This is a genomic window from Pseudomonas sp. 10C3 (assembly GCF_036346185.1).
Taxonomy (GTDB): domain Bacteria; phylum Pseudomonadota; class Gammaproteobacteria; order Pseudomonadales; family Pseudomonadaceae; genus Aquipseudomonas.
Genome location: NZ_JASJVE010000020.1, coordinates 1 through 23,610, shown reverse-complemented (window position 1 = coordinate 23,610; position 23,610 = coordinate 1). Strand labels below are relative to the sequence as shown.

The following is a 23,610-nucleotide window of genomic DNA, read 5'->3' as shown; positions in this document are numbered from 1 at the left end:
AGAAACTTCCGCGTAGACCGGACCCAGACCATCGTAGGAGACAGACTTGTCTGCGAAGGCCACGGGGAGGTATGTAGGACGTTTCTGAGTTTCATATATTTATGCGCGATGGCGGTATATCTGACACGCCGCGTTAAGGGATTCGAAGGCAAGCCCACAGATTGACCAACCTTGTGTTCTCTGTCGTTCTCCAACAGGATGCCCGGTCTGATCCAGAACCTGACCAGAGAATCAAATGACGACTAAGGCGCCTCAGGCGAGCACAGGCCCCCGTGACATCAATGAACTGCTGATCGATGCCGAAGCTGACGATGAGCAGGTGCAGCAACATCATCCGGTACTAATACGTCCCTGGCTGTTGTTACTGGGGCTGGTATTGGTCGCCTTGAACCTGCGTCCGGCGTTGTCGAGCATGGCGCCGATGCTCAGCGACGTCTCGAAAAGCCTGGGCCTGTCGGCGGCTAAAGCCGGATTACTGACTACGTTGCCCGTGCTGTGTCTGGGATTGTTCGCGCCGCTGGCGCCGATTCTGGCGCGGCGTTTTGGCAGCGAGCGGGTGGTATTGGGCATTTTGCTGACGCTGGCGGGCGGGATCATTCTGCGCAGTTCATTCGGTGAAACGGGGCTGTTTGCAGGCAGTATTCTGGCCGGGGCGAGCATCGGCATCATCGGTGTGTTGCTGCCGGGGATCGTTAAACGGGATTTCGCCAAACAGGCCGGGACCATGACGGGCGTCTACACCATGGCCTTGTGTCTGGGCGCAGCGATGGCTGCCGGCTCGACCGTTCCGTTAAGCCAGTATTTCGACAACAGTTGGGCGACGGGCCTTGGTTTCTGGATCATTCCAGCAATGCTCGCGGCTGTGTTCTGGTTACCCCAGACACGTCAGGAGCATGGTCTGCACCGAGTCGCCTACCGTGTGCGTGGATTGCTGCGTGATCGACTGGCATGGCAAGTCACCCTTTATATGGGCCTGCAATCATCGCTGGCATACATCGTGTTTGGTTGGTTGCCATCGATTCTGATCAGCCGTGGTCTGTCCCCGACCCAAGCGGGTCTGGTGTTGTCCGGTTCGATCATGGTGCAACTGATCAGTGCCCTGACTGCGCCTTGGCTGGCGACACGCGGGAAGGACCAGCGGCTGGCGATTTTGGTGGTGATGCTGCTGACGCTCGGCGGTTTGTTCGGTTGCCTCTATGGGCCGCTCGACGGTCTGTGGGGTTGGGCAATTGTTTTGGGCCTGGGGCAGGGCGGGACCTTCAGCCTTGCGCTGACCCTGATCGTGTTGCGCTCGCGGGATTCACATGTCGCGGCCAACCTGTCGAGCATGGCTCAAGGCTTCGGTTATACCCTCGCTTCCCTGGGGCCGTTCGCGGTGGGTATCGTTCATGACTTGACCGGTGGCTGGAATGCCGTTGGCTGGATTTTCGCTGTTGTCGGTCTGGCCGCGATCGTTTTCGGGCTGGGCGCCGGGCGTGCGTTGTACGTACAGGTCCACAGCGAGAAAGTCTGAGCGACGGTATTCTCGTCGCGAATGCAGATAGTCAGGGCATGGGTTGCAGGCTATCGTGCAGGCATCTTTCGTGAGCCATGGAACCGGACTGTATGAGCGAAGCAACACGCCTGAGTGATGCCAACAACGCAGTGATCACGGAGTTTTACCAAGCGTTCAACCGGCTGGACGCGGATGCTATGAGCGCCTGCTACACCGAGGACGTTCTGTTCAGTGATCCGGTGTTTGGCGAGCTGCGCGGACGGCAAGCCGGTGACATGTGGCGCATGTTGACCTCACGGGCCAAAGAGTTTTCCGTGGTCTTCGATAACCTCCGTGCGGACGAGCGTACCGGCGGCGCACATTGGGTCGCGACTTACCTGTTCAGTCAGACGGGCAATACGGTGGTCAATGATATCCAGGCGCGCTTTGTGTTTCGCGACGGCAAGATCTGCGAACACCACGACCATTTCGACCTGTGGCGCTGGTCGCGTCAGGCCTTGGGCACCAAAGGCTTGTTATTGGGCTGGACGCCGTTTGTGCAGAATGCGATTCGGGCTCAGGCGCAGAAAGGCCTGAAAGCTTTCCAGGCCGGGCGCTGACGCTCTGCTAAGATCGTTCACTCGCTCTAACTGCCTGCGTTCATGACCACCATGCAAGAAGCTTCCCTGACACCGGCCGACGATGCGCTGGTGACGATCAATGCCAGCAAGCCCTGGTTCGTCTATCTGGTGCGTGCAGCCAACGGTTCGTTGTACTGCGGCATCAGTGATGATCCCCAGCGCCGTTTTGCCGCCCATCAAAGTGGCAAGGGTGCGCGGTTCTTCTATTCCAGCCCGGCGGTCGCGCTGGTCTACACCGAAGCCTGCTGTGATAAGCGTGAAGCCTTGCGTCAGGAACGCTTGATCAAGCAACTGAAAAAAAGCGCGAAGGAAGCCTTGGTGTTGAGTGCAGTTGTTAATCCATCGGCGTGATGAGCGGTTATCAAACTGACCGGGTAGGCTCGCAGGACTCAGGCAGGTAAGCTGCTGACTTTCCATCTGAAGGGCGACCGAACATGACAGAGCTGATCCTGCACCATTACCCAGCCTCGCCGTTTTCCGAAAAGGCCCGTTTGATCCTGGGCTTCAAAGGGCTGTCGTGGCGCTCGGTGATGATTTCACCCGTCATGCCCAAGCCTGACCTGACCGCATTGACCGGGGGGTATCGCAAGACGCCGGTGCTGCAAGTGGGGGCCGATATCTATTGCGACACGGCCTTGATGGCTCGCCGTCTGGAACAGCAGAAAGCCTCACCCACGTTTTTCCCCGAAGGCCAGGAATTCACCGTGGCAAGTTTCGCTGCCTGGTCCGATTCGATCATGTTCCAGCATGCCGTGAGCCTGGTGTTCCAGCCAGAATCTATCGCCCTGCGTTTTGCCAAAGCACCGCCGGAGGCGGTCAAAGCCTTCATCGCCGACCGTACCGAGTTGTTCAGTGGCGGCACCGCATCACGCCTGACGCTGGAGCAGGCAAAGCATCAATGGCCGACCCTGATATCCCGGCTGGAGCTGCAACTGGAGCGCAATGGTGACTTCCTGTTCGGTGAGGCCTCCATTGCCGACTTCTCCCTGGCCCACACCCTGTGGTTTCTCAAGCAGACCCCCGTCACCGCACCGTTTGTCGATGCCTACCCGGCGGTGTCGATGTGGTTGAATCGAGTGTTGGGTTTCGGTCACGGTGCGTTCAGCGACATGAGTGCCACAGACGCTTTGGAGATCGCTCGCAACGCTACGCCTGCAGCGCTGCCGGACGAGGTCTTTGAGGACCCGAACGGCTTCACCCCTGGCCAGAAAGTGGCCATCTCCGCCGTCGACTACGGCGTCGATCCGGTGGAAGGCGAGTTAGTCTTTGCGGGTCGTGAAGAGCTGATTCTGCGTCGCGAGGACGAGCGCGCGGGTGTGGTGCATGTGCACTTTCCGCGCTTTGGATTTCGGATCGAGGCGCGCTGAGCTGAGGGGCCTGCGCCTGCTTTCGGGCACGGCTGACATCATTTCAGCGCTGCCAGGATCGCTTCCGGGCTGAATCCCCTGATCAACGTACCGTTCACGTCGATCAGCGGGATGCCGCGTCCACCCAGGGCTTCATAGGCCTTGCGCCCTTCGGCTGACTTCTCGATATCAAACTCTTTGTACGGGATGCCTTTGCTGTCGAGAAAACGTCGGGTCTTTTTGCAGTAGCCGCACCAGTCGGTGGCGTACAGCACGACGTTGGCCTGCGCTTGACGTTGGGTCGCGACTGTCGAGGACGGCGAGAACAGGTGCTCGATCTTGCCCCAGTTCTGGTAAGCCACAACCACCAGCATGATCAGCAGAAACTTTTTCAGCGTGCGCGTCAGCATCTGCCAGATCCCTGTTTAACCATCACCGGCGCTTCAACTGGTCAGTGAGTTGGGTGGGCAGACCTTTGATGATCAAGGTGCCAGCCTCTTCGTCGTACTCGATCTTGTCGCCCAGCAAATGGGCTTCGAAACTGATCGATAGGCCCTCTGCGCGGCCGGTGAAGCGACGGAACTGATTCAGGGTGCGCTTATCCGCCGGGATCTCCGGAGACAGGCCGTAGTCCTTGTTGCGGATGTGCTCATAGAATGCGCGTGGACGCTCTTCGTCGATCAGCCCTGAAAGCACTTCCAGGCCCATCGGCTCGCCGATCTTGCTTTGGCTGCTGGCGTAGTCGACCAGCGTCTTGGTTTTCTCGCGGGCGGACTCTTCCGGCAGATCTTCGCTCTCCACGAAGTCGCTGAAGGCCTTGAGCAGGGTGCGGGTTTCGCCGGGGCCATCGACACCTTCCTGGCAGCCGATGAAGTCACGGAAGTATTCCGAAACCTTTTTCCCGTTCTTACCCTTGATGAAGGAAATGTACTGCTTGGACTGCTTGTTGTTCTGCCACTCGGAAATATTCACCCGTGCGGCCAGGTGCAATTGGCCCAGGTCCAGATGGCGCGACGGCGTCACGTCCAGTTCGGCATTCACCGCCACGCCTTCACTGTGGTGCAACAGGGCGATGGCCAGGTAGTCGGTCATGCCTTGTTGGTAGTGGGCGAACAAAACGTGACCACCGACCGAGAGGTTGGATTCTTCCATCAGCTTCTGCAGGTGCTCGACGGCAACCCGACTGAATGCGGTGAAATCCTTGCCGCCTTCCAGATATTCCTTCAACCAGCCGCTGAAAGGGTGCGCGCCGGATTCGGCATGGAAAAAGCCCCAGGCTTTGCCTTGTTTCGCGTTATAGCTCTCGTTGAGGTCGGCGAGCATGTGCTCGATGGCCTGGGACTCAGCGAGTTCGGAGTCGCGCGCATGCAGGACTGCTGGCGTACCGTCGGGTTTTTTGTCGATCAGGTGGACGATGCAATGACGGATCGGCATGGGCTTCTCGGCTGGGGTAAACGGATGATGAAGAGCTGCGTTGGAGCCCGCGCTCAATTCAAGGTCGGGCAGTGTAACGCACCTTGGGCACTGCCAGAACGCCTCGCAAGACACGGGTTTTGGCCTGAATCAGACGTTTGCCCTGTATTTTTCATGCTCTAACGCTCTAAAGCTGACCAAATGGGTAGGTAGGTGCGGATATTTGAGCGTCTCTGTGCTAGTTTTGCCCGGTCTTGCGCACTTGAAGGGCGCTAAGCATGCAGTTTGTAAGCGTCAGGTCGAACCAAAGCCCGGTTTCAGTATCTACATTTCGCGATTAATCGTGGCTGCTACTGGAGGGCCGGATTCATTGTCTGGCCCCGGGCCGATGCCGCATTCTGCAATCCACATGAATTTGATAGGGAAGGAACACCACCATGGCTCTGACTAAAGACCAATTGATCGCCGATATCGCTGAAGCTATCGACGCGCCAAAAACCACCGCGCGTAATGCTCTTGAGCAATTGGGCCAAATTGTTGCTGACCAACTGGAAAATGGCGCTGAAATCACTTTGCCTGGCATTGGTAAATTGAAAGTGACCGAGCGTCCAGCTCGCACTGGCCGTAACCCGTCGACGGGCGCTGCCATTGAAATCGCTGCCAAAAAAGTGATCAAGTTCGTACCTGCTAAAGGGTTGACCGATTCGGTTAACAAGTAAGCTGACGCGGCCTTAAGGGCCGTTTTACTTGCTGTAAAAAAGCCGTGCTCCGGATCACTCCGGGCACGGCTTTTTCAGGCCTGCGGTAAACCCATCCAGCATGAACTCAGCTTTTGGCAGATGCCCAGCGCTCTAGGCGCCATGCTTGCTGCTGTGCTTTATCGAGGAAAGTCCAGGCAACGAAGCGGCTCTGCTTCTGGCCTTGGGACATTTCCACCACGTGGCTTTCCACAACTCCGGCTTTTTTCAGCGTGCTTTGAATCGAGGCCAGATTGGAGGCTTTCGACACCAGCGTACTGAACCAGAATACTTGCCGCGGTACTTGCTTGCTCTCATTGATCAGTTGCGTCACGAAGCCAATTTCGCCGCCTTCGCACCACAATTCCTGCGACTGCCCACCAAAGTTCAAGACTGGCAATTTGCGCTTGGGGTCAGCCTTGCCGAGGGCGCGCCATTTGCGTTGACTGCCGCGCTGCGCTTCGTCGATTGAGGCGTGGAACGGCGGGTTGCACACGCTCAGGTCGAAACGTTCGTCGCTGCGCAGCAGATCCAGAAGGATATGCGAGCGATTGCTTTGCAGGCGCAGGCTGATGGCTTTGCTCAGGCCATTGGACTTGACGATGGCAGTAGCGGCCGCAACAGCAGTCGGATCGATTTCCGAGCCGAGGAACTGCCAGCCATAGTCGCTGTGACCGATCAACGGATAGACGCAGTTGGCGCCCATGCCGATATCCAGCGCACGAATCGACGCCCCGCGCGGGATAACGCCGTCGTTGCTGCTGGCCAACAGGTCAGCGATGAAGTGCAAGTAATCGGCACGCCCTGGAATCGGCGGGCAAAGATAGTCCGCCGGGATATCCCAGTGGGCAACGCCATAATAGGACTTGAGCAAGGCCCGGTTGAACACCCGCACGGCAGTCGGGTTGGCGAAGTCGATGCTTTCCTTGCCATAGGGATTGATGACCACGAATTCGGCCAGTTCCGGGCTGCTTTTGATCAACTGCGCAAAGTCGTAACGGCCTTGATGGCGGTTACGGGGATGCAGGGTCGCTTTTTCACGGGGCTCGGCGGGTTTGCTGGGTGCTTTAGGTGTGCGTGGAGCTGTCATGAGGAGTCAATTCTGTGGAGTGTAGGCGTAGCCCTGTAGGAGCTGCCGAAGGCTGCGATAAGGTTGAAACAACCTTCGCTTATTTAAGGTCACGACCGCTTCGCAGTCGATCGCAGCCTTCGGCAGCTCCTACAGGGTGCCACTGGCTCGCTTGCGAGCCAGTCTTACTTGTCGCCCTTACAAACTGGCGATCCGTGCGTGTTGCTCAGCCAGCTTGCCCAAAGCCTGTTCGGCTTCGGCCATTTTGGCGCGTTCTTTGGCGATGACTTCAGGTGGAGCCTTGTCGACGAAGGCGGCGTTGGACAGCTTGCCTCCGACGCGTTGCACTTCACCTTGCAGGCGCAGGATTTCCTTGTCCAGGCGCGCCAGCTCGGCGGCTTTGTCGATCAAGCCGGCCATCGGCACCAGCACTTCCATCTCGCCCACCAGCGCTGTGGCAGACAGCGGCGCTTCAACGCCCTCAGCCAACACGGTGATGGATTCGAGCTTGGCCAGTTTTTTCAACAGGTAGTCGTTTTCGGTCAGGCGACGCTGATCTTCGGCGCTGACGTTCTTGAGGAACAATTGCAGCGGCTTGCCTGGGCCGATGTTCATTTCCCCGCGAATGTTGCGGGTGCCGAGCATCAGGCCCTTGAGCCACTCGATATCGTCTTCGGCGGCCTGATCGATGCGTGCTTCGTTGGCCACTGGCCACGGTTGCAGCATGATCGTCTTGCCGCTCACGCCAGCCAGTGGCGCCAGGCGCTGCCAGATCTCTTCGGTGATGAAGGGCATGAACGGGTGAGCCAGACGCAAAGCGACTTCCAGTACCCGTACCAGCGTACGGCGGGTGCCGCGCTGACGCTCGACCGGTGCGGTTTCGTCCCACAATACCGGCTTGGACAGTTCCAGGTACCAGTCGCAATACTGGTTCCAGATGAACTCATACAATGCCTGTGCCGCGAGGTCGAAGCGGAACTGGTCGAGGTGTCGGGTCACTTCGCTTTCAGTGCGTTGCAGCTGGGAGATGATCCAGCGATCCGCCAGCGACAGCTCTACCGCTTCGCCGTTCTGGCCGCAGTCTTCACCCTTGTCCAGAACGTAGCGTGCGGCGTTCCAGATCTTGTTGCAGAAGTTGCGATAGCCTTCGACGCGGCCCATGTCGAACTTGATGTCGCGGCCGGTGGAGGCCAGCGAGCAGAACGTAAAGCGCAGGGCGTCGGTGCCATAGCTGGCGATACCGTCGGCGAACTCCTCACGGGTCTGCTTTTCGATTTTCTTCAGCAGTTTCGGCTGCATCAGCCCGGTGGTGCGCTTGGCGACCAGGTCTTCGAGTTCGATGCCGTCGATGATGTCCAGTGGGTCAAGGACGTTGCCCTTGGACTTGGACATCTTTTGACCCTGGCCGTCGCGTACCAGACCATGCACGTACACGGTCTTGAACGGAACCTGCGGCGTGCCGTCTTCGTTCTTCACCAAATGCATGGTCAGCATGATCATCCGGGCGACCCAGAAGAAAATGATGTCGAAGCCGGTAACCAGCACGTCGGTGGAGTGGAAGGTCTTGAGTGCTTCGGTTTTTTCCGGCCAACCCAAGGTCGAAAAGGTCCAAAGCCCGGAGCTGAACCATGTGTCGAGAACGTCGTTGTCCTGTTGCAGGGCGATGTCCGGGCCCAGGTTGTGCTTGGCGCGCACTTCGGCTTCGTCGCGGCCGACATAGACTTTGCCGGACTCGTCGTACCAGGCCGGGATGCGGTGGCCCCACCAGAGTTGACGGCTGATGCACCAGTCCTGGATGTCACGCATCCACGAGAAGTACATGTTTTCGTACTGCTTGGGCACGAAGGCGATGCGGCCATCTTCCACGGCGGCGATGGCCGGTTCGGCCAACGGCTTGGTGGAGACGTACCACTGATCGGTCAGCCACGGTTCGATAATGGTCCCGGAGCGGTCGCCCTTGGGCACTTTCAGCGCGTGGTCATCGACACTGACCAGCAAACCCATTTCATCGAGGGCGGCGACGATCTGCTTGCGCGCTTCGAAACGGTCGAGACCGGCGTAGGCTGCGGGCAGAGTGCCATCCACTTGATCGTTGAGTGTGCCGTCGATGTTGAACACCTGCGCGACAGGTAGCACGGCGGCGTTCTTGTCGAAGATGTTCAGCAGCGGCAGATTATGGCGCTTGCCGACTTCATAGTCGTTGAAGTCGTGGGCTGGCGTGATCTTCACGCAGCCGGTGCCGAATTCAGGATCGCAGTAATCATCAGCGATGATCGGGATACGACGGCCCACTAGTGGCAGTTCGACGAATTTGCCGATCAGGGCTTTATAGCGCTCGTCTTCCGGGTTAACCGCTACAGCGGCGTCGCCCAGCATGGTTTCCGGACGCGTGGTGGCTACGACCAGATAATCCAGGCCGTCAGCGGTTTGAGCGCCGTCAGCCAGTGGATAACGCAGGTTCCACAGGTGACCTTTCTCGTCGTGGTTTTCCACTTCCAGATCGGAGATCGCCGTGTGCAGCTTGGTGTCCCAGTTGACCAGACGCTTGCCGCGATAGATCAAGCCGTCTTCATGCAGGCGCACGAAGGCTTCTTTGACGGCATCGGACAGGCCGTCGTCCATGGTGAAACGCTCGCGGTTCCAGTCCACGGATGAACCCAGACGGCGGATCTGCCGGCTGATGTTGCCACCTGACTGATCCTTCCATTCCCAGATTTTTTCGAGGAATTTTTCACGGCCGAGGTCGTGACGGCTCAGACCTTGAGCTTCGATCTGGCGCTCTACCAGCATCTGCGTGGCGATACCGGCGTGGTCGGTACCCGGCTGCCACAGGGTGTTGCGACCCTGCATGCGGCGGAAACGGATCAGGGCGTCCATGATCGCGTTATTGAAGCCGTGACCCATGTGCAGGCTGCCGGTGACGTTCGGCGGCGGGATCATGATGGTGTATGCGTCACCCGTGCCTTGCGGAGCGAAATAGTTCTCGGACTCCCAGGTTTGGTACCAGGAAGTTTCAATAGCGTGCGGCTGGTAGGTCTTATCCATGCGCGGCGGGACCCTAATAGGCATTAATTCAGGAAAGCCGACAAGTATAACGGGGATGAACAGCGGGGCGTAGAGCGAGGCGATCACCAGCGGGATAAAAATGCCGGTTCATGGAATGTGCAGGCGCGGGCAAGCCCGCTCCTGCAGGGGTAAGCCGTTGCTCAACCTTGATATTGACTCAGCAACCGTTCCATCCGCGCATCAAGGCGGCGTTTGATTTCGGTTTCTATGTGCGGGGCGAAGTCGTCGATAACATCTTGCATGATCAATTGCGCAGCGGCGCGCAATTCGCTTTCCAGGTGCAACAGGCGATCTGGATTGGCGCTGACGGGTTCGGGTTGTGTCGCCGGAGGTTCTGGCGTCAGGGTTGGAATGTCCGCCTCGTCGGCATCGGAGTCGGTGTCATCCGTGTCGGTGTGTGCAGTCGCCTGAGCGCCCACCACGTTGAACAGTAACGGAATCTGTACGTCGCTGGCGACCGAGTCGGTCAGCAACGGCGGTTGCAAGGAGTCATCGCCGAGTAATTGGCGGATCGACTCAAGGTCATCCAGCAGATGTGCGGAGTCTTTCAGGGGTTTTTGAGTATCCATCGTGTGCTCAGAGACGCTGTAACCGGTGATCTTGCAGAGGATAGCCCTGTTCACGATAGAAGCGGAAGCTCTCTCGTGCGGCCTGACGAATCGCAGGGTCTTCTACCACGACTTCCGCCACGCGGGCAAAACGCTTGAAAAAATCGGGGATGCGCAGGTCCAGATTGACCAGCAGATCCTGATGGCGCCCAGGGTCATCGCCCAGGCCTAAAACGACGGGTGCGTCCTGATCGTCTTCCGCAGCGCCATGGGGCACGAAGCTTTCGCCCTTGAAGCGCCACAGCCGGGCGTCGAGATCGTCGCGCTGGGCGGCATCGCTGCAATGGATGTACACCCTGTGGCCCAAGCGCCAGGCTTTTTCGCTGAGTTTGCAGGCGAAGTCCAGGCGTGCCAGCGGGTCAGCGCTGGGCAGGATATAAAAGTCGACTTGAGTCATGTCAGCTCCAGAGCGCAGGGCGTATCAGCCAAACGGCCGATACGCCCTTAAGCGTTTTATACGCCAGCGCGGTCGAGCAGGTATTGAGTCAGCAGCGGAACCGGGCGGCCAGTGGCGCCTTTTTCTTTACCGCCGCTCAGCCATGCAGTGCCCGCGATGTCCAAGTGGGCCCAGTTATAGGCTTTGGCAAAGCGTGACAGGAAACAGCCTGCGGTGATCGAGCCGCCTTTAGGGCCGCCAATGTTAGCAATGTCGGCGAACGGGCTGTCAAGTTGCTCTTGGTACTCCTCGAACAATGGCAATTGCCATGCGCGGTCGTCGGCCTTCTTGCCAGCGTCGAGCAGTTGTCCGATCAGCGCATCGTTGTTGCCCATCAGCCCGGAGGTGTGGCCGCCCAATGCGACGATGCAGGCGCCGGTCAGGGTGGCGATATCGATCACAGCTTGTGGGTTGAAGCGTTCGGCGTAGGTCAGGGTGTCGCACAGCACCAGACGGCCTTCGGCGTCGGTGTTGAGGATCTCGACGGTCTGACCGCTCATGGTGCTGACAATATCGCCAGGACGAGTGGCGTTGCCGCCTGGCATGTTCTCGGCGCAAGCCAGCAGGCACACCAGATTGATTGGCAGTTTCAGCTCAAGCACGGCGCGCAGGGTGCCGAACACACTGGCGGCACCGCACATGTCGTACTTCATTTCGTCCATGCCTGCGGCAGGCTTGATGCTGATGCCGCCGGTGTCGAAGGTGACGCCCTTGCCGACCAGAACATGCGGCTGGTCGCTCTTCTTGCCGCCCTGATAATTCATCACGATCAGGCGGGGCGGTTGTTCGCTGCCCTGAGCCACGGCCAGGAAAGCGCCCATGCCCAGTTCCTTGAGCTTCTTCTCGTCGAGGATGTCGACTTTGAGATGCTTGTGTTCCTTGCCCAACGCTTTCGCTTCTTCGGCCAGGTAGCTTGGGTGGCAGACGTTGGGCGGCAGATTGCCCAGGTCGCGGGTAAAGGCCATGCCTGTGGCGATGGCGGCGGCGTGAGTTGCGGCACGCTCGGTGTCAGCCAGTGCTGCCTTGCTGGTCAGCAAGGTGATTTTTTTCAGGGCGCGGGGCTCGGCTTTCTGGCTTTTGAAACGGTCGAACACATATTCGCCATCAGCCAGGGTCTCTACCAGCAGGCGCACTTTGCCGTAGGTGTCGCGACTCTTGACCGCAAGATCGCCGAGGGCAATGACCGCATCGCTGCCGCCCAGGCCTTTAAGCACGTTTAGCGCGCCGGTGACGACTTTGCGGAACTGACGATCAGACAATTCAGTTTCTTTGCCCACGCCGACCAACAGCACGCGTTCGGCTTTGAGGTTGGGCAGAGTGTGCAGCAACAGGCTTTGGCCGACTTTACCAGGCAGGTCGCCACGTTTGAGCGCCGCAGTAATCGCGCCGCCGCTGAGGGTATCGAGCTTTGTTGCTGCGTCGCTGAGGGTGCGGTCTTCAGTGACGGCGACCACCAGCGTAGCGGTTTTCAAAGTTTCTGGACTAACGCTCTTTACAACAAATTCCATGTCGGGGTCCCCGAATAAACTGTGAGTTTTCGTAGAATAAGTGACATGCGCGGCCACAGAGAGGTATCTCGAATCTGTGGCGCCTGCTACAAGGCCCGCAGTTTGACCCTGACGCACGGACCCTGACAACCCTTCGCGCGATACGTTTACATGCAGTCCTGACGTTGTCGTATCGAGCGTATCAACCTTCTATAGAGAAGGCGCAGTGACAGGGACCCTCAATCACAGGATAATGCCGCATATTTTTTAGGCGGGTCGCTTCTGCGAGCCGGTTACCACTGTGGCTGATTCGCTTTCTTTGTTTGGCCGCCTGCGCCTGACAACCCTGGAGTGTCTGGTTTGATTGTCTTTCGTTATCTGTCCCGAGAAGTGCTGGTTACCTTGAGCGCGGTCAGCGCCGTGTTGTTGGTAATCATCATGAGCGGACGCTTCATCAAATACCTGGCTCAAGCCGCATCGGGAGCCCTTGACCCCGGTGTGCTGTTCTTGATCATCGGCTTTCGTCTGCCTGGCTTCTTGCAACTGATCCTGCCGCTGGCCTTGTTTCTGGGCATTCTGCTGGCATACGGTCGGCTTTATCTGGAAAGCGAGATGACTGTCCTGGCCGCCACCGGCATGAGCCAGCAGCGTTTGCTGTGGATCACCATGGCGCCAGCGACCGTGGTTGCGCTGCTGGTCACCTGGCTGAGCCTGGGGTTGGCGCCGCAAGGCGCAGCGCAGGTTTCTATGATCGTCAATCAACAAGACGCATTGACTGAGTTCGATACGCTGGTACCTGGCCGCTTCCAGGAGCTGCGCGACGGTTCGCGGATTACTTACACAGAAACGCTTTCAGACGACCGCGCTCGTCTGGGTGGGGTATTCATCTCCGAGAAACGCCCGACCCAGAATGGGGCCAAGGATCAAGGGATCTCCGTTCTGGTCGCCGAGAAGGGGCATCAGGAGGTCAGGGCTGATGGTAGTCGCTACCTGATTCTGGAGAATGGTTACCGTTATGACGGCAACCCCGGTGAGGCCAACTACCGCGCCATCAAATACGATACCTATGGCGCCCTGTTGCCAAAACCCGCGATCAGCGAGGAAATTACCGACCGCGAGTCGATTCCGACCCGTGATTTGTTCGGCAGCGACAACCCTCGCTACAAGGCTGAGTTGCAGTGGCGGCTCGCCCTGCCGGTCCTTGTGTTTATCGTGACATTGATGGCGGTGCCGCTGGCCAAGGCCAACCCGCGTCAAGGGCGTTTCCTCAAGCTGCTTCCGGCGATCCTTCTGTACATGGCGTACCTGACCATTTTGATTGCCGCTCGCGGTGCGCTGGAGCGGGGCAAAATCCCAATGGTTCTGGGCCTGTGGTGGGTGCATGCGTTGTTTCTGGGCATTGGCCTGTTATTGCTGTACTGGGAACCTCTGCGGTTGAAAATGGCGAGCCGCCGCACGGCGCAGGAGGTGGCCCGTGGTTAAAATCGACCGCTATATTGGCAAGAGTGTTCTAGTCGCGATCCTTGGCGTGCTCGGGGTCATTTTGGGGCTGGCTTCGCTGTTTGCTTTCATTGATGAAATAAAAGACATCAGCAACACCTACACCTTGGCCGATATTACTTCCTTCGTATTGCTGACTGCGCCGCGACGTGTCTACGACATGTTGCCGATGGCTGCACTGATCGGTTGTCTGGTTGGCCTTGGCAGTCTGGCCAGCAGCAGTGAACTGACCATCATGCGCGCAGCGGGTGTGTCCATCGGGCGTATCGTCTGGGCGGTAATGAAGCCGATGCTGGTACTGATGGTCGCTGGCTTGCTGGTGGGCGAATATGTCGCACCGCCCGCTGAGGACCTGGCTCAGTCCAACCGAGCCCTGGCCCAAGGCAGCGACGAATCGCAAAGCGGCAGGTACGGGGTGTGGCACCGTCAGGGCGAAGAGTTCATTCATATCAATACCGTACAACCCGATGGGGTGCTGTACGGCGTGACTCGCTATCGTTTCGACGATCAGCGGCACATGCAGTCCGCAAGCTTCTCGAAGAAGGCGAAGTTCGAGAATGATTCATGGATGCTGGAAGACGTGACCACGACGCTTTTCCATGCTGACAGCACCGAAGTCGTCAAAAGCCCGAATGATCGTTGGGACGCGTCCCTCAGCCCACTATTGCTCAGCACGCTGGTCTTGCCGCCGGACTCGCTGTCGATCACTGGCTTGTGGAGTTACGCACATTATCTTGCGGATCAGGGCTTGAACAATGGCCGTTACTGGTTGGCGTTCTGGACCAAAGTCCTGCAGCCGCTGGTCACAATGGCGCTGGTGTTGATGGCGATCTCGTTCATCTTCGGCCCGTTGCGCTCGGTGACCCTGGGTCAACGGGTGTTCACCGGGGTGCTGGTCGGCTTCACCTTCCGCATTGCCCAGGACCTGCTTGGGCCGTCTAGTCTGGTGTTCGGATTTTCGCCGCTGTTCGCGGTGCTGGTGCCTTCCGGGATCTGTGCCGTGGCTGGGGTCTGGCTGCTACGCCGGGCGGGCTAGAAAAAAGACAGACAAAAAAGCCGACGTCGAGTCGGCTTTTTTACAGGGTGCGCCAGGCATGCGCGTTGCGCGTAAGCAGTTCATCCAGAGCCACTATTTTTTCTGCTTGGGTACCTGCACCAGCTGGCTGTCGGAATATATGTCATGCCAGCTGCGTTTCTGCTTATCGAACAATACCCAGAAAAAGCCCAGTCCCACACATAGCCACGAACCGATAGCGACCACGAAACGCAACAGTGCCTGCCACAGGCTGATGGCAGTGCCGTCGGCGTTCTGCACACGAATGCCCCACACCTGCATCCCGAGGGTCTGGCCTGAATGGGTCCAGAACTTGGCGAAGAAACCGAACAGCACAAACACCAGAATCGTTGAAAGCAGCGGGTCGCTGTCCAGCGCCCCGGACTCGGACATCGCGCGTAATTGAGCCTCACCGATAAAGGCCATCAGGATCAGCTTATAAACGAAGGTGGTGACCATCAGCAGTGCGATGCACAGCAGGGCGTCATAGAACATCGCCGCAAGGCGGCGGCCCAAGCCTGCAACGGGAAATTCGCCTTGTGGGCGGAGCAGGTGTTTCGACATGGCGGGCTCTCGTTTGCAAAAAGAACCCATTTTACGGAATCCCAGCCATAAAAAAGCCCCTGATGTCAGCATCAGGGGCTTTTTTACTGATCGCTATTTAAGCTTCGGCTTGAACTTCATCCGCCTGCAAGCCTTTTTGGCCCTGCACCGCAATGAAGGTCACCTTCTGACCTTCTTTCAGGCTCTTGAAGCCGCTGCCCTGAATAGCGCGGAAATGGACGAACAGATCCGGACCGCTCTCTGGCGTGATAAAACCAAAACCCTTTTCGTCGTTAAACCACTTGACGGTACCGCTCTGACGATTCGACATTTTCTTATTTCCCTGGAACTTGAATTGATGACAGTCTCTTTCGCCTGAAAGAGTACTGGACTGGCTGCAGGTAGTAAGAAACGTCGAGCGGGATGTAGCAATACTTAGAGCTACTGCCCAGGTCACGGTTCAAGCGACCCATGCAAACACAGTTAAGAAACTCTACGCCAACCATGGCAGAAAAAACAAGCCCTGCTCAGGCGCAGGTTTCCGGCACTCTCCAGCTTTTTTGAACGGTGTGCCCGTCAGGCAAGATCGATGGTTTTTTACCCGTGTGCCTGGCTCTATGCAAAGTGCGCCGTGGACTAACAGCGCACTTTACAGCGGTATACATTGCGATTGCATGACGGCCAGTTGCCCTGTTTTTGGGTGTCCAGTTTACGGGCGGCCGCCTTTAACCTCGCCTGTTAACCACGGTAGTAACGCTGCGCCACGAATGGCATTTTGCTGACCCGCATCAGCACTTTCTTACCCCGCACGATGGCCCAGACTTCACTGTCCAGCGCGGTGTAAGCGCTGTCGAGGTAAGCCATGACCAGCGGTCCACCCAGAGTTGGACCGAACCCACCGCTGCTGACTGTACCAATGGGTTTGTCGTTGGCATCGACGATTTCTGCGCCTTCACGGACCGGCGTACGTTCCTGCGGCAGCAAGCCGACACGTTTGCGGCTCACACCGGCTTGCTGCTGAGCAAAGATCTGCTCCGCGCCGGGGAAGCCACCGGCACGTGCGCCGTCGGCGCGTCGAACCTTGGAGATCGCCCATAACAGGTTGGCCTCAACCGGTGTGGTCTCGGTGTTCATGTCGTGGCCATACAGGCACAGGCCTGCTTCCAGACGCAGAGAGTCGCGGGCACCGAGACCGATGGGGGCGACCTCTGGTTCGGCCAACAAACGGCGGGCCAATGCGTCGGCTTGATCGGTGGGGACCGAGATTTCAAAACCGTCTTCACCGGTGTAGCCGGAGCGGCTGACGTAGCAGTCGGCACCGAGCAACGTCGCTTTGGCAAACTGCATGAACGTCATGTTCGCCACTTCCGGAGCCAGACGTGCAAGGACGGTCACTGCCTCCGGACCTTGCAGGGCCAGCAGGGCGCGTTCTTCGAACAGGGGCTGGATGTCGCACCGCCCGGTCAGGTGCTGTTGCAAGTGCGCAAGGTCCTGGTTTTTACAGGCGGCGTTGACCACCAGAATCAGCTCGTCGTTGCCGATGTTGGCGACCATCAGGTCATCGAGAATGCCACCGCTTTCATTGGTGAACATCGCGTAGCGCTGCATGCCCACGGGCAGGTCGATGATGTCGACCGGCACCAGGGTTTCCAGCGCTTTGGCGGCGTTGGCGCCGGTCAGGCGAATCTGGCCCATGTGCGATACATCGAACAAGCCGGCATGCGCGCGGGTGTGCTGGTGTTCCTTAAGCACGCCAGCGGGGTATTGAACGGGCATGTCGTAGCCGGCAAACGGCACCATTCTGGCCCCCAGTTCGCGGTGTAAAGCGTGCAGCGGGGTAGTTAACAGCTGTTCGGTGGACATTCATGGCTCCTTGGAGTTTTCCGGCTTTCGCTTTGTAGGGAGGGCGAAAGCAGTCGATTTCATGAGGCTGTTTCAGCACTCGATAATGTTCACGGCCAACCCGCCTCGGGCGGTTTCCTTGTATTTACTTTTCATGTCGGCACCGGTCTGGCGCATGGTGCGAATCACTTTGTCGAGGGAGACGAAGTGCTGACCATCGCCGCGCAACGCCATGCGCACGGCATTGATCGCTTTCACCGAACCCATCGCGTTGCGCTCGATGCAGGGCACCTGCACCAAGCCGCCAATCGGGTCGCACGTCAGGCCCAGGTTGTGTTCCATGCCGATTTCGGCGGCATTTTCTACCTGCTGAACATTGCCGCCCAACACTTCGCACAACGCTCCGGCCGCCATTGAGCAGGCCACGCCGACTTCGCCCTGACAGCCCACTTCGGCGCCAGAGATCGAGGCGTTTTCTTTGTAAAGAATGCCAATCGCCGCCGCCGTGAGCAGAAAGCGCACAACCCCGTCTTCATTGGCGCCGGAGATAAAGCGCATGTAGTAATGCAGCACCGCCGGGACAATCCCCGCTGCACCGTTAGTGGGGGCGGTGACGACCCGGCCACCGTTGGCGTTCTCTTCGTTGACCGCCAGGGCGTACAGGTTGACCCAATCGAGCACTGACAGTGCATCACGCAGCGCCGCCTCCGGGTTGTTGCACAGCTGACGGTGTAGCGCTGCAGCCCGGCGTTTGACCTTCAACCCGCCCGGCAAAATCCCTTCATTGCGGCACCCCGCTTTCACGCAATCCTGCATGACCTGCCAGATGTTCAGCAGGCCTTTGCGGGTTTCCGCTTCCGGGCGCCAGGCGGCTTCGTTGGCCAACATCACCTGGCTGATAGACAGGCCATGCGCCGTGCAATGGCCCAGCAAATCCTTGGCGCTTTTGAACGGATAGGTCAGAGGAGTGCTGTCTTCTACGATCCTGTCAGCGCCGGCGGCGTCTTCATCGACAACAAAGCCGCCACCGACGGAATAATATTCGCGGCTACGAGTCTGCAAACCGGCGGCATCAAAGGCACGGAAAATCATGCCGTTTGGATGGAACGCCAAGGGTTTTCGGATCATCGCCAAGTGTTGTTTTTCGACGAACTCGATGCTGTGTTCACCGAGCAGGTTCAGGCGCTGACTGCTGCGAATCTGTTGCAGACGCGCAGAGATGGTTTCGGTATCGACGGTGTCAGGGTGTTCGCCTTCCAGGCCCAGCAGCACGGCCTTGTCGCTGCCATGGCCCTTGCCGGTAGCGCCCAGTGAGCCATACAGCTCGACCTTGACGCAGGCCGTTGTCGTCAGCAAATCGTCGCGGCGCAGACCTTCGGCGAACCGGGCAGCCGCCCGCATCGGGCCCACGGTATGCGAACTGGAGGGGCCGATACCAATCTTGAACAGGTCGAACACGCTCAGCGACATGGTTGCACTCCGGTTTTTTATTATAGACAGGGAGGTCGCGTTTAATTGTAGGAGCGAGCTTGCTCGCGATCGGACTGGCGTGGTGTCTCCGATACGCCGTAATCGCGGGCAAGCCCGCGCCTACCGGGTCATGCGTCGTATCAAGGATGGGGCTACTTTGCACAGTAGCCCCATCTCGATCAGGCGTCTTGATAGCTCTCGATGGACGGGCATGCGCAGACCAGATTACGGTCGCCAAACACGTTGTCGACGCGACCCACCGGCGGCCAGTATTTGTTCTCGATCAACGAGGCTACCGGGTACACCGCTTGTTCTCGGCTGTACGGATGGCACCATTCACCGACGATTTCAGCGGCGGTGTGCGGCGCGTTCTTCAACGGGTTGTCGTCCTTGTCCAGCGTCCCGCTTTCTACTGCGCGGATCTCTTCGCGGATGCGGATCATGGCTTCGCAGAAACGGTCCAGTTCTTCCCTGGATTCGCTTTCAGTCGGCTCAATCATCAGGGTGCCAGCAACCGGGAACGACATGGTCGGCGCGTGGAAGCCGAAATCGATCAACCGCTTGGCAACGTCATCGACGCTGATACCGCTGCTGTCTTTAAGCGGACGCAGATCGAGGATGCATTCGTGGGCGACAAGCCCGTTGCTGCCGGTGTACAGCACGGGGTAGTGCTCTTCCAATCGACGGGAAATGTAGTTGGCGTTGAGGATCGCCAGTTGCGACGCGCGCTTGAGGCCTTCGCCACCCATCATGCGGATGTACATCCAAGTGATCGGCAGAATGCTCGCGCTGCCAAACGGCGCTGCGCTGACAGCGCCTGTTTTGCGCTCCATCGTCCCGTGGCCCGGCAAGAACGGGGTCAGGTGCGATTTGACGCCGATCGGGCCAACGCCCGGGCCGCCACCGCCGTGGGGAATGCAGAAGGTTTTGTGCAGGTTCAGGTGCGAGACATCGCCGCCGAACTTGCCCGGTGCACAGAGGCCGACCATGGCGTTCATGTTGGCGCCGTCGATGTACACCTGGCCGCCGTTATCATGGACGATCCCGCAGATCTCGCGGATGCCTTCTTCGAATACACCATGCGTCGATGGGTAGGTAATCATCAGTGCGGCGAGGTGTTCGCGGTGCTCAATGGCCTTGGCGCGCAGGTCTTCGATGTCGACGTTGCCGCGTGCATCACAGGCAGTCACGATCACGCGCATACCGGCCATGTTGGCGGTCGCGGGGTTGGTGCCGTGGGCCGACGACGGGATCAGGCAGATGTCGCGACGATCATCGCCACGGCTCTGGTGGTAAGCACGGATAGCCAGCAGGCCAGCGTATTCGCCCTGGGAACCGGCGTTAGGTTGCAGCGAGATGGCATCGTAACCGGTCGCGGCGCAGAGCATCGCTTCCAGTTCGTCGGTCAGTTGCTGGTAGCCCAGGCTTTGCTCGGCGGGTGCGAAGGGGTGCAGATTGCCAAACTCGGCCCAGGTGATCGGGATCATTTCGCTGGCGGCATTGAGCTTCATGGTGCATGAGCCCAGCGGAATCATGGTGCGGTCCAGTGCCAGGTCCTTGTCGGCCAAACGACGCAGGTAACGCATCAGCTCGGTTTCGGAGTGGTAACGGTTAAACACTGGATGGCTGAGGATCGCTGACTGGCGTAGCAACGCGGCAGGCAGGCGTGATTCTACGCTGCTGGCCAACGCATTGAAGTCCGGCAGGCTTTGCCCGTTAGTGGCGAACAGCTGCCACAGGGTTTCGACGTCGGCCTGTTGGATGGTTTCGTCGAACGACAGACCAAGGCGCTGAGCATCGATTTCACGCAGGTTAATCTGTTGGGCGCGGGCTTTGACGTGCAGCGCAGCGGTGTCGGCCCCGGTGTTCAGGGTCAGGCTGTCAAAAAAGAACGCCTGATCAACGTTCAAGCCCAACTGCTTCAAGCCCTCGGCGAAGATCGCGGTCAGCTGGTGCGTACGCTTGGCGATTTGTGTCAGGCCGCGTGGCCCGTGATAGACCGCATACATGCTGGCAATGTTGGCCAACAGAACCTGCGCGGTGCAGATGTTGCTGGTGGCCTTTTCGCGACGGATATGTTGTTCGCGGGTCTGCATCGCCAAGCGGTAGGCTGGCTTGCCATGACGGTCGATGGAAACACCGACCAGACGGCCTGGCATATCGCGTTTGAACGCATCGCGTGTCGAGAAGTAGGCCGCGTGTGGCCCACCAAAGCCCAATGGCACGCCAAAGCGTTGCGCACTGCCGATGGCCACGTCTGCGCCGAACTCACCCGGAGGGGTCAGCAAGGTCAGGGCCAGCAAGTCGGCAGCCACGGCGACCAGGGCATGAACGGCGTGGAAACGTTCGACCAGTTCGCGGTAATCGAACAGGTCACCGTTGCTCGCCGGGTACTGCAGCAGGGCACCGAAATACTCGCTGACATCGCTCAGCTCGTTTTCGTCTGCAACGACGACAGTGATGCCCAGCGGTTCGGCACGGGTGCGCAGTACATCAAGGGTCTGCGGGTGGCAATGGCTGGAGGCGAAGAACAGGTGGCTGCTTTTGTTCTTGCTCAAGCGTTTGCAGAACGTCATGGCCTCGGCGGCGGCGGTGGCTTCATCGAGCAACGAGGCGTTGGCGATGGGCAGGCCGGTAAGGTCGCTGATCAAAGTCTGGAAATTCAGCAGCGATTCCAGTCGACCTTGGGAAATCTCCGGCTGATAGGGGGTGTAAGCGGTGTACCAAGCCGGGTTTTCCAACAGGTTGCGCAAAATCGGTGCCGGGGTGTGGCAGTTGTAATAGCCCTGGCCGATGTAGGTTTTGAACAGTTGGTTTTTGCTGGCGATGGCTTTGATCGACGCCAGGGCATCAGCTTCGCTTTGCCCGGCGGACAGGTCCAGAACACTGGTGTTCTTGATGCTGTCCGGGATGACGCTGGCGCTCAGCGCTTCCAGGGAGTCGAAACCCAGGGTCGCGAGCATGGCTTTTTCATCCGCCTGACGTGGGCCGATGTGGCGCGCAATAAACTCGTTGGCGGTGCTCAATTCGATACGGTCAGTCATGTTGGCTCCTCAGGCTTCAGCGCTGGCTTTGATCAGGCGGTCGTAAGCGTCCTGATCGAGCAAACTGTCGATGGCGCTGGCGTCTTCAGGGATGAAGCGGAAGAACCAGCCGGCGCCCAGTGCGTCTTCGTTGACCAGTTCAGGCGTCGCTTCGAGCGCTGCGTTGACTTCGACCACTTCGCCGGTGAGCGGCATGTTGATACTGCTGGCAGCCTTCACAGACTCAACCACCGAGGCTTCAGCGTGTTGTGTGTAAGTCTGCAATTCAGGAAGTTGCACGTACACCACATCACCCAGCGACTCTTGCGCGTAGGGCGTAATGCCGACGGTGACGCTGCCATCCGCTTCGGTACGCAGCCATTCGTGGTCGACGGTGAATCGCAACTCGCTCATAAAAACTCCTCAAGGGGCAAAGGCTCACGGCGCGCATGAGCGTAATGAGGAAAGACCATAGCAAGTTTGCGGCCAATATTATTTAGTCGATATATATCAATGACTTATATATATTTTGTGATGGCGAGGGGATAGGTGCTGTAGCGAAATCGTTACGGTTGGAGCGCGATAAAAAAGGCTTACAGGATCAAAGTCTTGCACACGGGGGGTGTCCGGAAGCTGTAGCGAAACCGTTCCGTTGTAGCGTTTTCGGTACAGGTTGATGGCCGTTCGCAGCTCAAGGAACTGACTTGTCTGCGAAGGTGGCCTGTCTGGTACGCCGTGTACCCGATGGGTTACACAAGACCAAATTCGACTACTGCAACCATTCCAAACAATACCAATAGAGGCACGCAGCCGCCCCAGTGCAATACAATCAATTTACGTTTAAGGTCGGCAGGGAAGCTCTTTAAATCCTCAGCGCTAGCCCCTCCATCGCGGAGATAGAGACGAGGGACGGTCATTAGTCCCATTATTGCACCCAGTACAAACAACCTTCCCGCAGGGCCGCCATTCTTAAAGGGGGCTCTGATCATAACGGCGGGACAGTTCTTCAAGTGGTCCAGCATCATATCCATTTTGGTGTAGGCGAGATGTAGCGCAATACCAAGGAAAACGAACACACCTGCAAAGCCACTTAAGCTGACACAGAGGAAAACTTTGTCAGCGGTACTCACGCTCATTGAGTGACCTCGTAAATAATTTCACCTGTCTTTTCACCAATCTTGCCGAGGGCAAGCCCAGCTGCCAAAGAACCACCTCCGACTACCACAATGCCGCATACAAGCGTTCCTACCCAAGCAGTGGGCACCCCCGAGAGCAACACAGATAGCGCCAGTCCCAGCAGCGCCTAAATACGCACCAACGGCAGCACCCCCTGTAACCCCGCCGATAAAACCTCCGCCTTCGGTGTATTTCACTTTTTCGCAAGCCTCGGCATTGCCAGCTGTGCACACGTCTTGAACTTTCATGTACGAGGCGCCACCGCCGACGGCGGTGCCGATCCAGCCACCGTTTTGACGTACTGGGAAGCCTTGGCCACGGCGCCTATGCGGGTGGCGTAGCCGGGATTCTGGCCGAATCCGCCCGCTCGCCCCGCACGATGCACCAGGCTGCGACTGGAAATACCCAGAGCAGTTTTCAGCTTCGGGTGGTCGGGTAAGCCGATGCTATTTTTTGGTCAGCGAGGTAAGTTGGGTATCGAGTTGGGTAAACAGGCGCTTGCGGTCGGCAAAGAACTCCGCTGAGCGCAGGTGTCCATGTTGCTCAAAGGTGCGCGTATGCAAGGCCTCTATCTCCTGCAGCAGAAATTTCACATCGGCCAGGTGCTTGGCGAAAATCGACTCGCCAATGCCGATCGCGGTGGCGCCGTGCGTGAGGAAGGATTCGATTTCGTCACGGTGGCGGGCCATGAAATCGGCCTCTTCCGGGCTAAGGTCCGCCAACGC

21 protein-coding genes and 1 pseudogene are annotated in these 23,610 nt (G+C 58.4%); 7 read left to right on the top strand and 15 right to left on the bottom strand.

Annotated features, from left to right (window positions below):
• Window positions 1-235 precede the first annotated feature (235 nt).
• The 4 genes from QN399_RS19480 to QN399_RS19465 all read left to right on the top strand — a co-directional run bounded on the left by QN399_RS19480 (window position 236) and on the right by QN399_RS19465 (window position 3,482).
• Window positions 236-1,513, top strand: a complete 1,278-nt coding sequence (locus QN399_RS19480; protein WP_322215172.1) for a CynX/NimT family MFS transporter — start codon at window positions 236-238, stop codon at window positions 1,511-1,513.
• A 110-nt stretch (window positions 1,514-1,623) separates the two neighbouring features.
• Window positions 1,624-2,094: a nuclear transport factor 2 family protein gene (locus QN399_RS19475; protein WP_322215188.1), complete on the top strand. Its 471-nt coding sequence runs from the start codon at window positions 1,624-1,626 to the stop codon at window positions 2,092-2,094.
• A gap of 42 nt (window positions 2,095-2,136) precedes the next feature.
• The gene (locus QN399_RS19470) at window positions 2,137-2,466 is read left to right on the top strand and encodes a GIY-YIG nuclease family protein (protein WP_322178031.1); all 330 of its coding nucleotides are present in this window, start codon (window positions 2,137-2,139) and stop codon (window positions 2,464-2,466) included.
• An 83-nt stretch (window positions 2,467-2,549) separates the two neighbouring features.
• Complete coding sequence (locus QN399_RS19465; protein ID WP_322215171.1) at window positions 2,550-3,482, top strand: glutathione S-transferase family protein; 933 nt, start codon at window positions 2,550-2,552, stop codon at window positions 3,480-3,482.
• 38 nt (window positions 3,483-3,520) lie between these two features.
• Here the strand turns inward: QN399_RS19465 and QN399_RS19460 are convergent, their stop codons facing one another.
• Both QN399_RS19460 and yejK read right to left on the bottom strand, forming a co-directional pair.
• Window positions 3,521-3,871, bottom strand: coding sequence for a glutaredoxin family protein (locus tag QN399_RS19460; protein ID WP_322178033.1), 351 nt, complete (start codon window positions 3,869-3,871; stop codon window positions 3,521-3,523).
• Window positions 3,872-3,893: 22 nt separating this feature from the next.
• Window positions 3,894-4,895, bottom strand: a complete 1,002-nt coding sequence (gene yejK, locus QN399_RS19455) for a nucleoid-associated protein YejK (protein ID WP_219060934.1) — start codon at window positions 4,893-4,895, stop codon at window positions 3,894-3,896.
• Window positions 4,896-5,311: 416 nt separating this feature from the next.
• Between yejK and QN399_RS19450 the strand changes: the two genes are divergently transcribed.
• Window positions 5,312-5,593 (top strand): HU family DNA-binding protein, encoded by a 282-nt coding sequence (locus QN399_RS19450; protein WP_219060935.1) that lies wholly within the window; start codon window positions 5,312-5,314, stop codon window positions 5,591-5,593.
• Between the two features lie 106 nt (window positions 5,594-5,699).
• On the opposite strand, the gene rlmF is transcribed toward QN399_RS19450, so the two are convergent.
• The 5 genes from rlmF to QN399_RS19425 form a co-directional block, all read right to left on the bottom strand.
• A complete protein-coding gene (rlmF, locus tag QN399_RS19445) occupies window positions 5,700-6,701 on the bottom strand; it encodes a 23S rRNA (adenine(1618)-N(6))-methyltransferase RlmF (RefSeq protein WP_322178034.1) in 1,002 nt (333 codons plus the stop codon).
• A gap of 177 nt (window positions 6,702-6,878) precedes the next feature.
• Window positions 6,879-9,725, bottom strand: a complete 2,847-nt coding sequence (locus QN399_RS19440; protein ID WP_219060937.1) for a valine--tRNA ligase — start codon at window positions 9,723-9,725, stop codon at window positions 6,879-6,881.
• A 161-nt stretch (window positions 9,726-9,886) separates the two neighbouring features.
• Window positions 9,887-10,315, bottom strand: a complete 429-nt coding sequence (locus tag QN399_RS19435; protein WP_322178035.1) for a DNA polymerase III subunit chi — start codon at window positions 10,313-10,315, stop codon at window positions 9,887-9,889.
• A gap of 7 nt (window positions 10,316-10,322) precedes the next feature.
• Complete coding sequence (locus tag QN399_RS19430) at window positions 10,323-10,751, bottom strand: DNA polymerase III subunit chi (RefSeq protein ID WP_330201442.1); 429 nt, start codon at window positions 10,749-10,751, stop codon at window positions 10,323-10,325.
• Between the two features lie 56 nt (window positions 10,752-10,807).
• Window positions 10,808-12,298: a leucyl aminopeptidase gene (locus QN399_RS19425; protein WP_322178037.1), complete on the bottom strand. Its 1,491-nt coding sequence runs from the start codon at window positions 12,296-12,298 to the stop codon at window positions 10,808-10,810.
• Window positions 12,299-12,637: 339 nt separating this feature from the next.
• Here QN399_RS19425 and lptF point away from each other — a divergent pair, with 339 nt between their 5' ends.
• The gene (lptF, locus tag QN399_RS19420; RefSeq protein ID WP_322178038.1) at window positions 12,638-13,759 is read left to right on the top strand and encodes an LPS export ABC transporter permease LptF; all 1,122 of its coding nucleotides are present in this window, start codon (window positions 12,638-12,640) and stop codon (window positions 13,757-13,759) included.
• Window positions 13,752-14,813 (top strand): LPS export ABC transporter permease LptG, encoded by a 1,062-nt coding sequence (lptG, locus tag QN399_RS19415; protein ID WP_322178039.1) that lies wholly within the window; start codon window positions 13,752-13,754, stop codon window positions 14,811-14,813. The genes lptF and lptG overlap by 8 nt, the downstream gene beginning before the upstream one ends.
• Window positions 14,814-14,906: 93 nt before the next feature.
• Here the strand turns inward: lptG and QN399_RS19410 are convergent, their stop codons facing one another.
• The 8 genes and pseudogenes from QN399_RS19410 to QN399_RS19375 all read right to left on the bottom strand — a co-directional run.
• Entirely contained in the window at window positions 14,907-15,395 is a 489-nt protein-coding gene (locus QN399_RS19410) for an RDD family protein (protein WP_323566301.1), read from the bottom strand.
• Window positions 15,396-15,492: 97 nt separating this feature from the next.
• Window positions 15,493-15,705, bottom strand: coding sequence for a cold-shock protein (locus QN399_RS19405; protein WP_322178041.1), 213 nt, complete (start codon window positions 15,703-15,705; stop codon window positions 15,493-15,495).
• Between the two features lie 407 nt (window positions 15,706-16,112).
• Window positions 16,113-17,237, bottom strand: a complete 1,125-nt coding sequence (gcvT, locus tag QN399_RS19400) for a glycine cleavage system aminomethyltransferase GcvT (protein WP_330201441.1) — start codon at window positions 17,235-17,237, stop codon at window positions 16,113-16,115.
• Window positions 17,238-17,309: 72 nt separating this feature from the next.
• Window positions 17,310-18,686 (bottom strand): L-serine ammonia-lyase, encoded by a 1,377-nt coding sequence (locus QN399_RS19395; RefSeq protein WP_322215166.1) that lies wholly within the window; start codon window positions 18,684-18,686, stop codon window positions 17,310-17,312.
• 179 nt (window positions 18,687-18,865) lie between these two features.
• Complete coding sequence (gcvP, locus tag QN399_RS19390; protein WP_322178044.1) at window positions 18,866-21,730, bottom strand: aminomethyl-transferring glycine dehydrogenase; 2,865 nt, start codon at window positions 21,728-21,730, stop codon at window positions 18,866-18,868.
• Window positions 21,731-21,739: 9 nt separating this feature from the next.
• Window positions 21,740-22,123: a glycine cleavage system protein GcvH gene (gcvH, locus tag QN399_RS19385; RefSeq protein ID WP_322178045.1), complete on the bottom strand. Its 384-nt coding sequence runs from the start codon at window positions 22,121-22,123 to the stop codon at window positions 21,740-21,742.
• Window positions 22,124-22,458: 335 nt separating this feature from the next.
• The gene (locus tag QN399_RS19380; protein ID WP_322215164.1) at window positions 22,459-22,845 is read right to left on the bottom strand and encodes a hypothetical protein; all 387 of its coding nucleotides are present in this window, start codon (window positions 22,843-22,845) and stop codon (window positions 22,459-22,461) included.
• 486 nt (window positions 22,846-23,331) lie between these two features.
• A pseudogene (locus tag QN399_RS19375) lies at window positions 23,332-23,610 on the bottom strand (hypothetical protein); the annotation flags it as partial.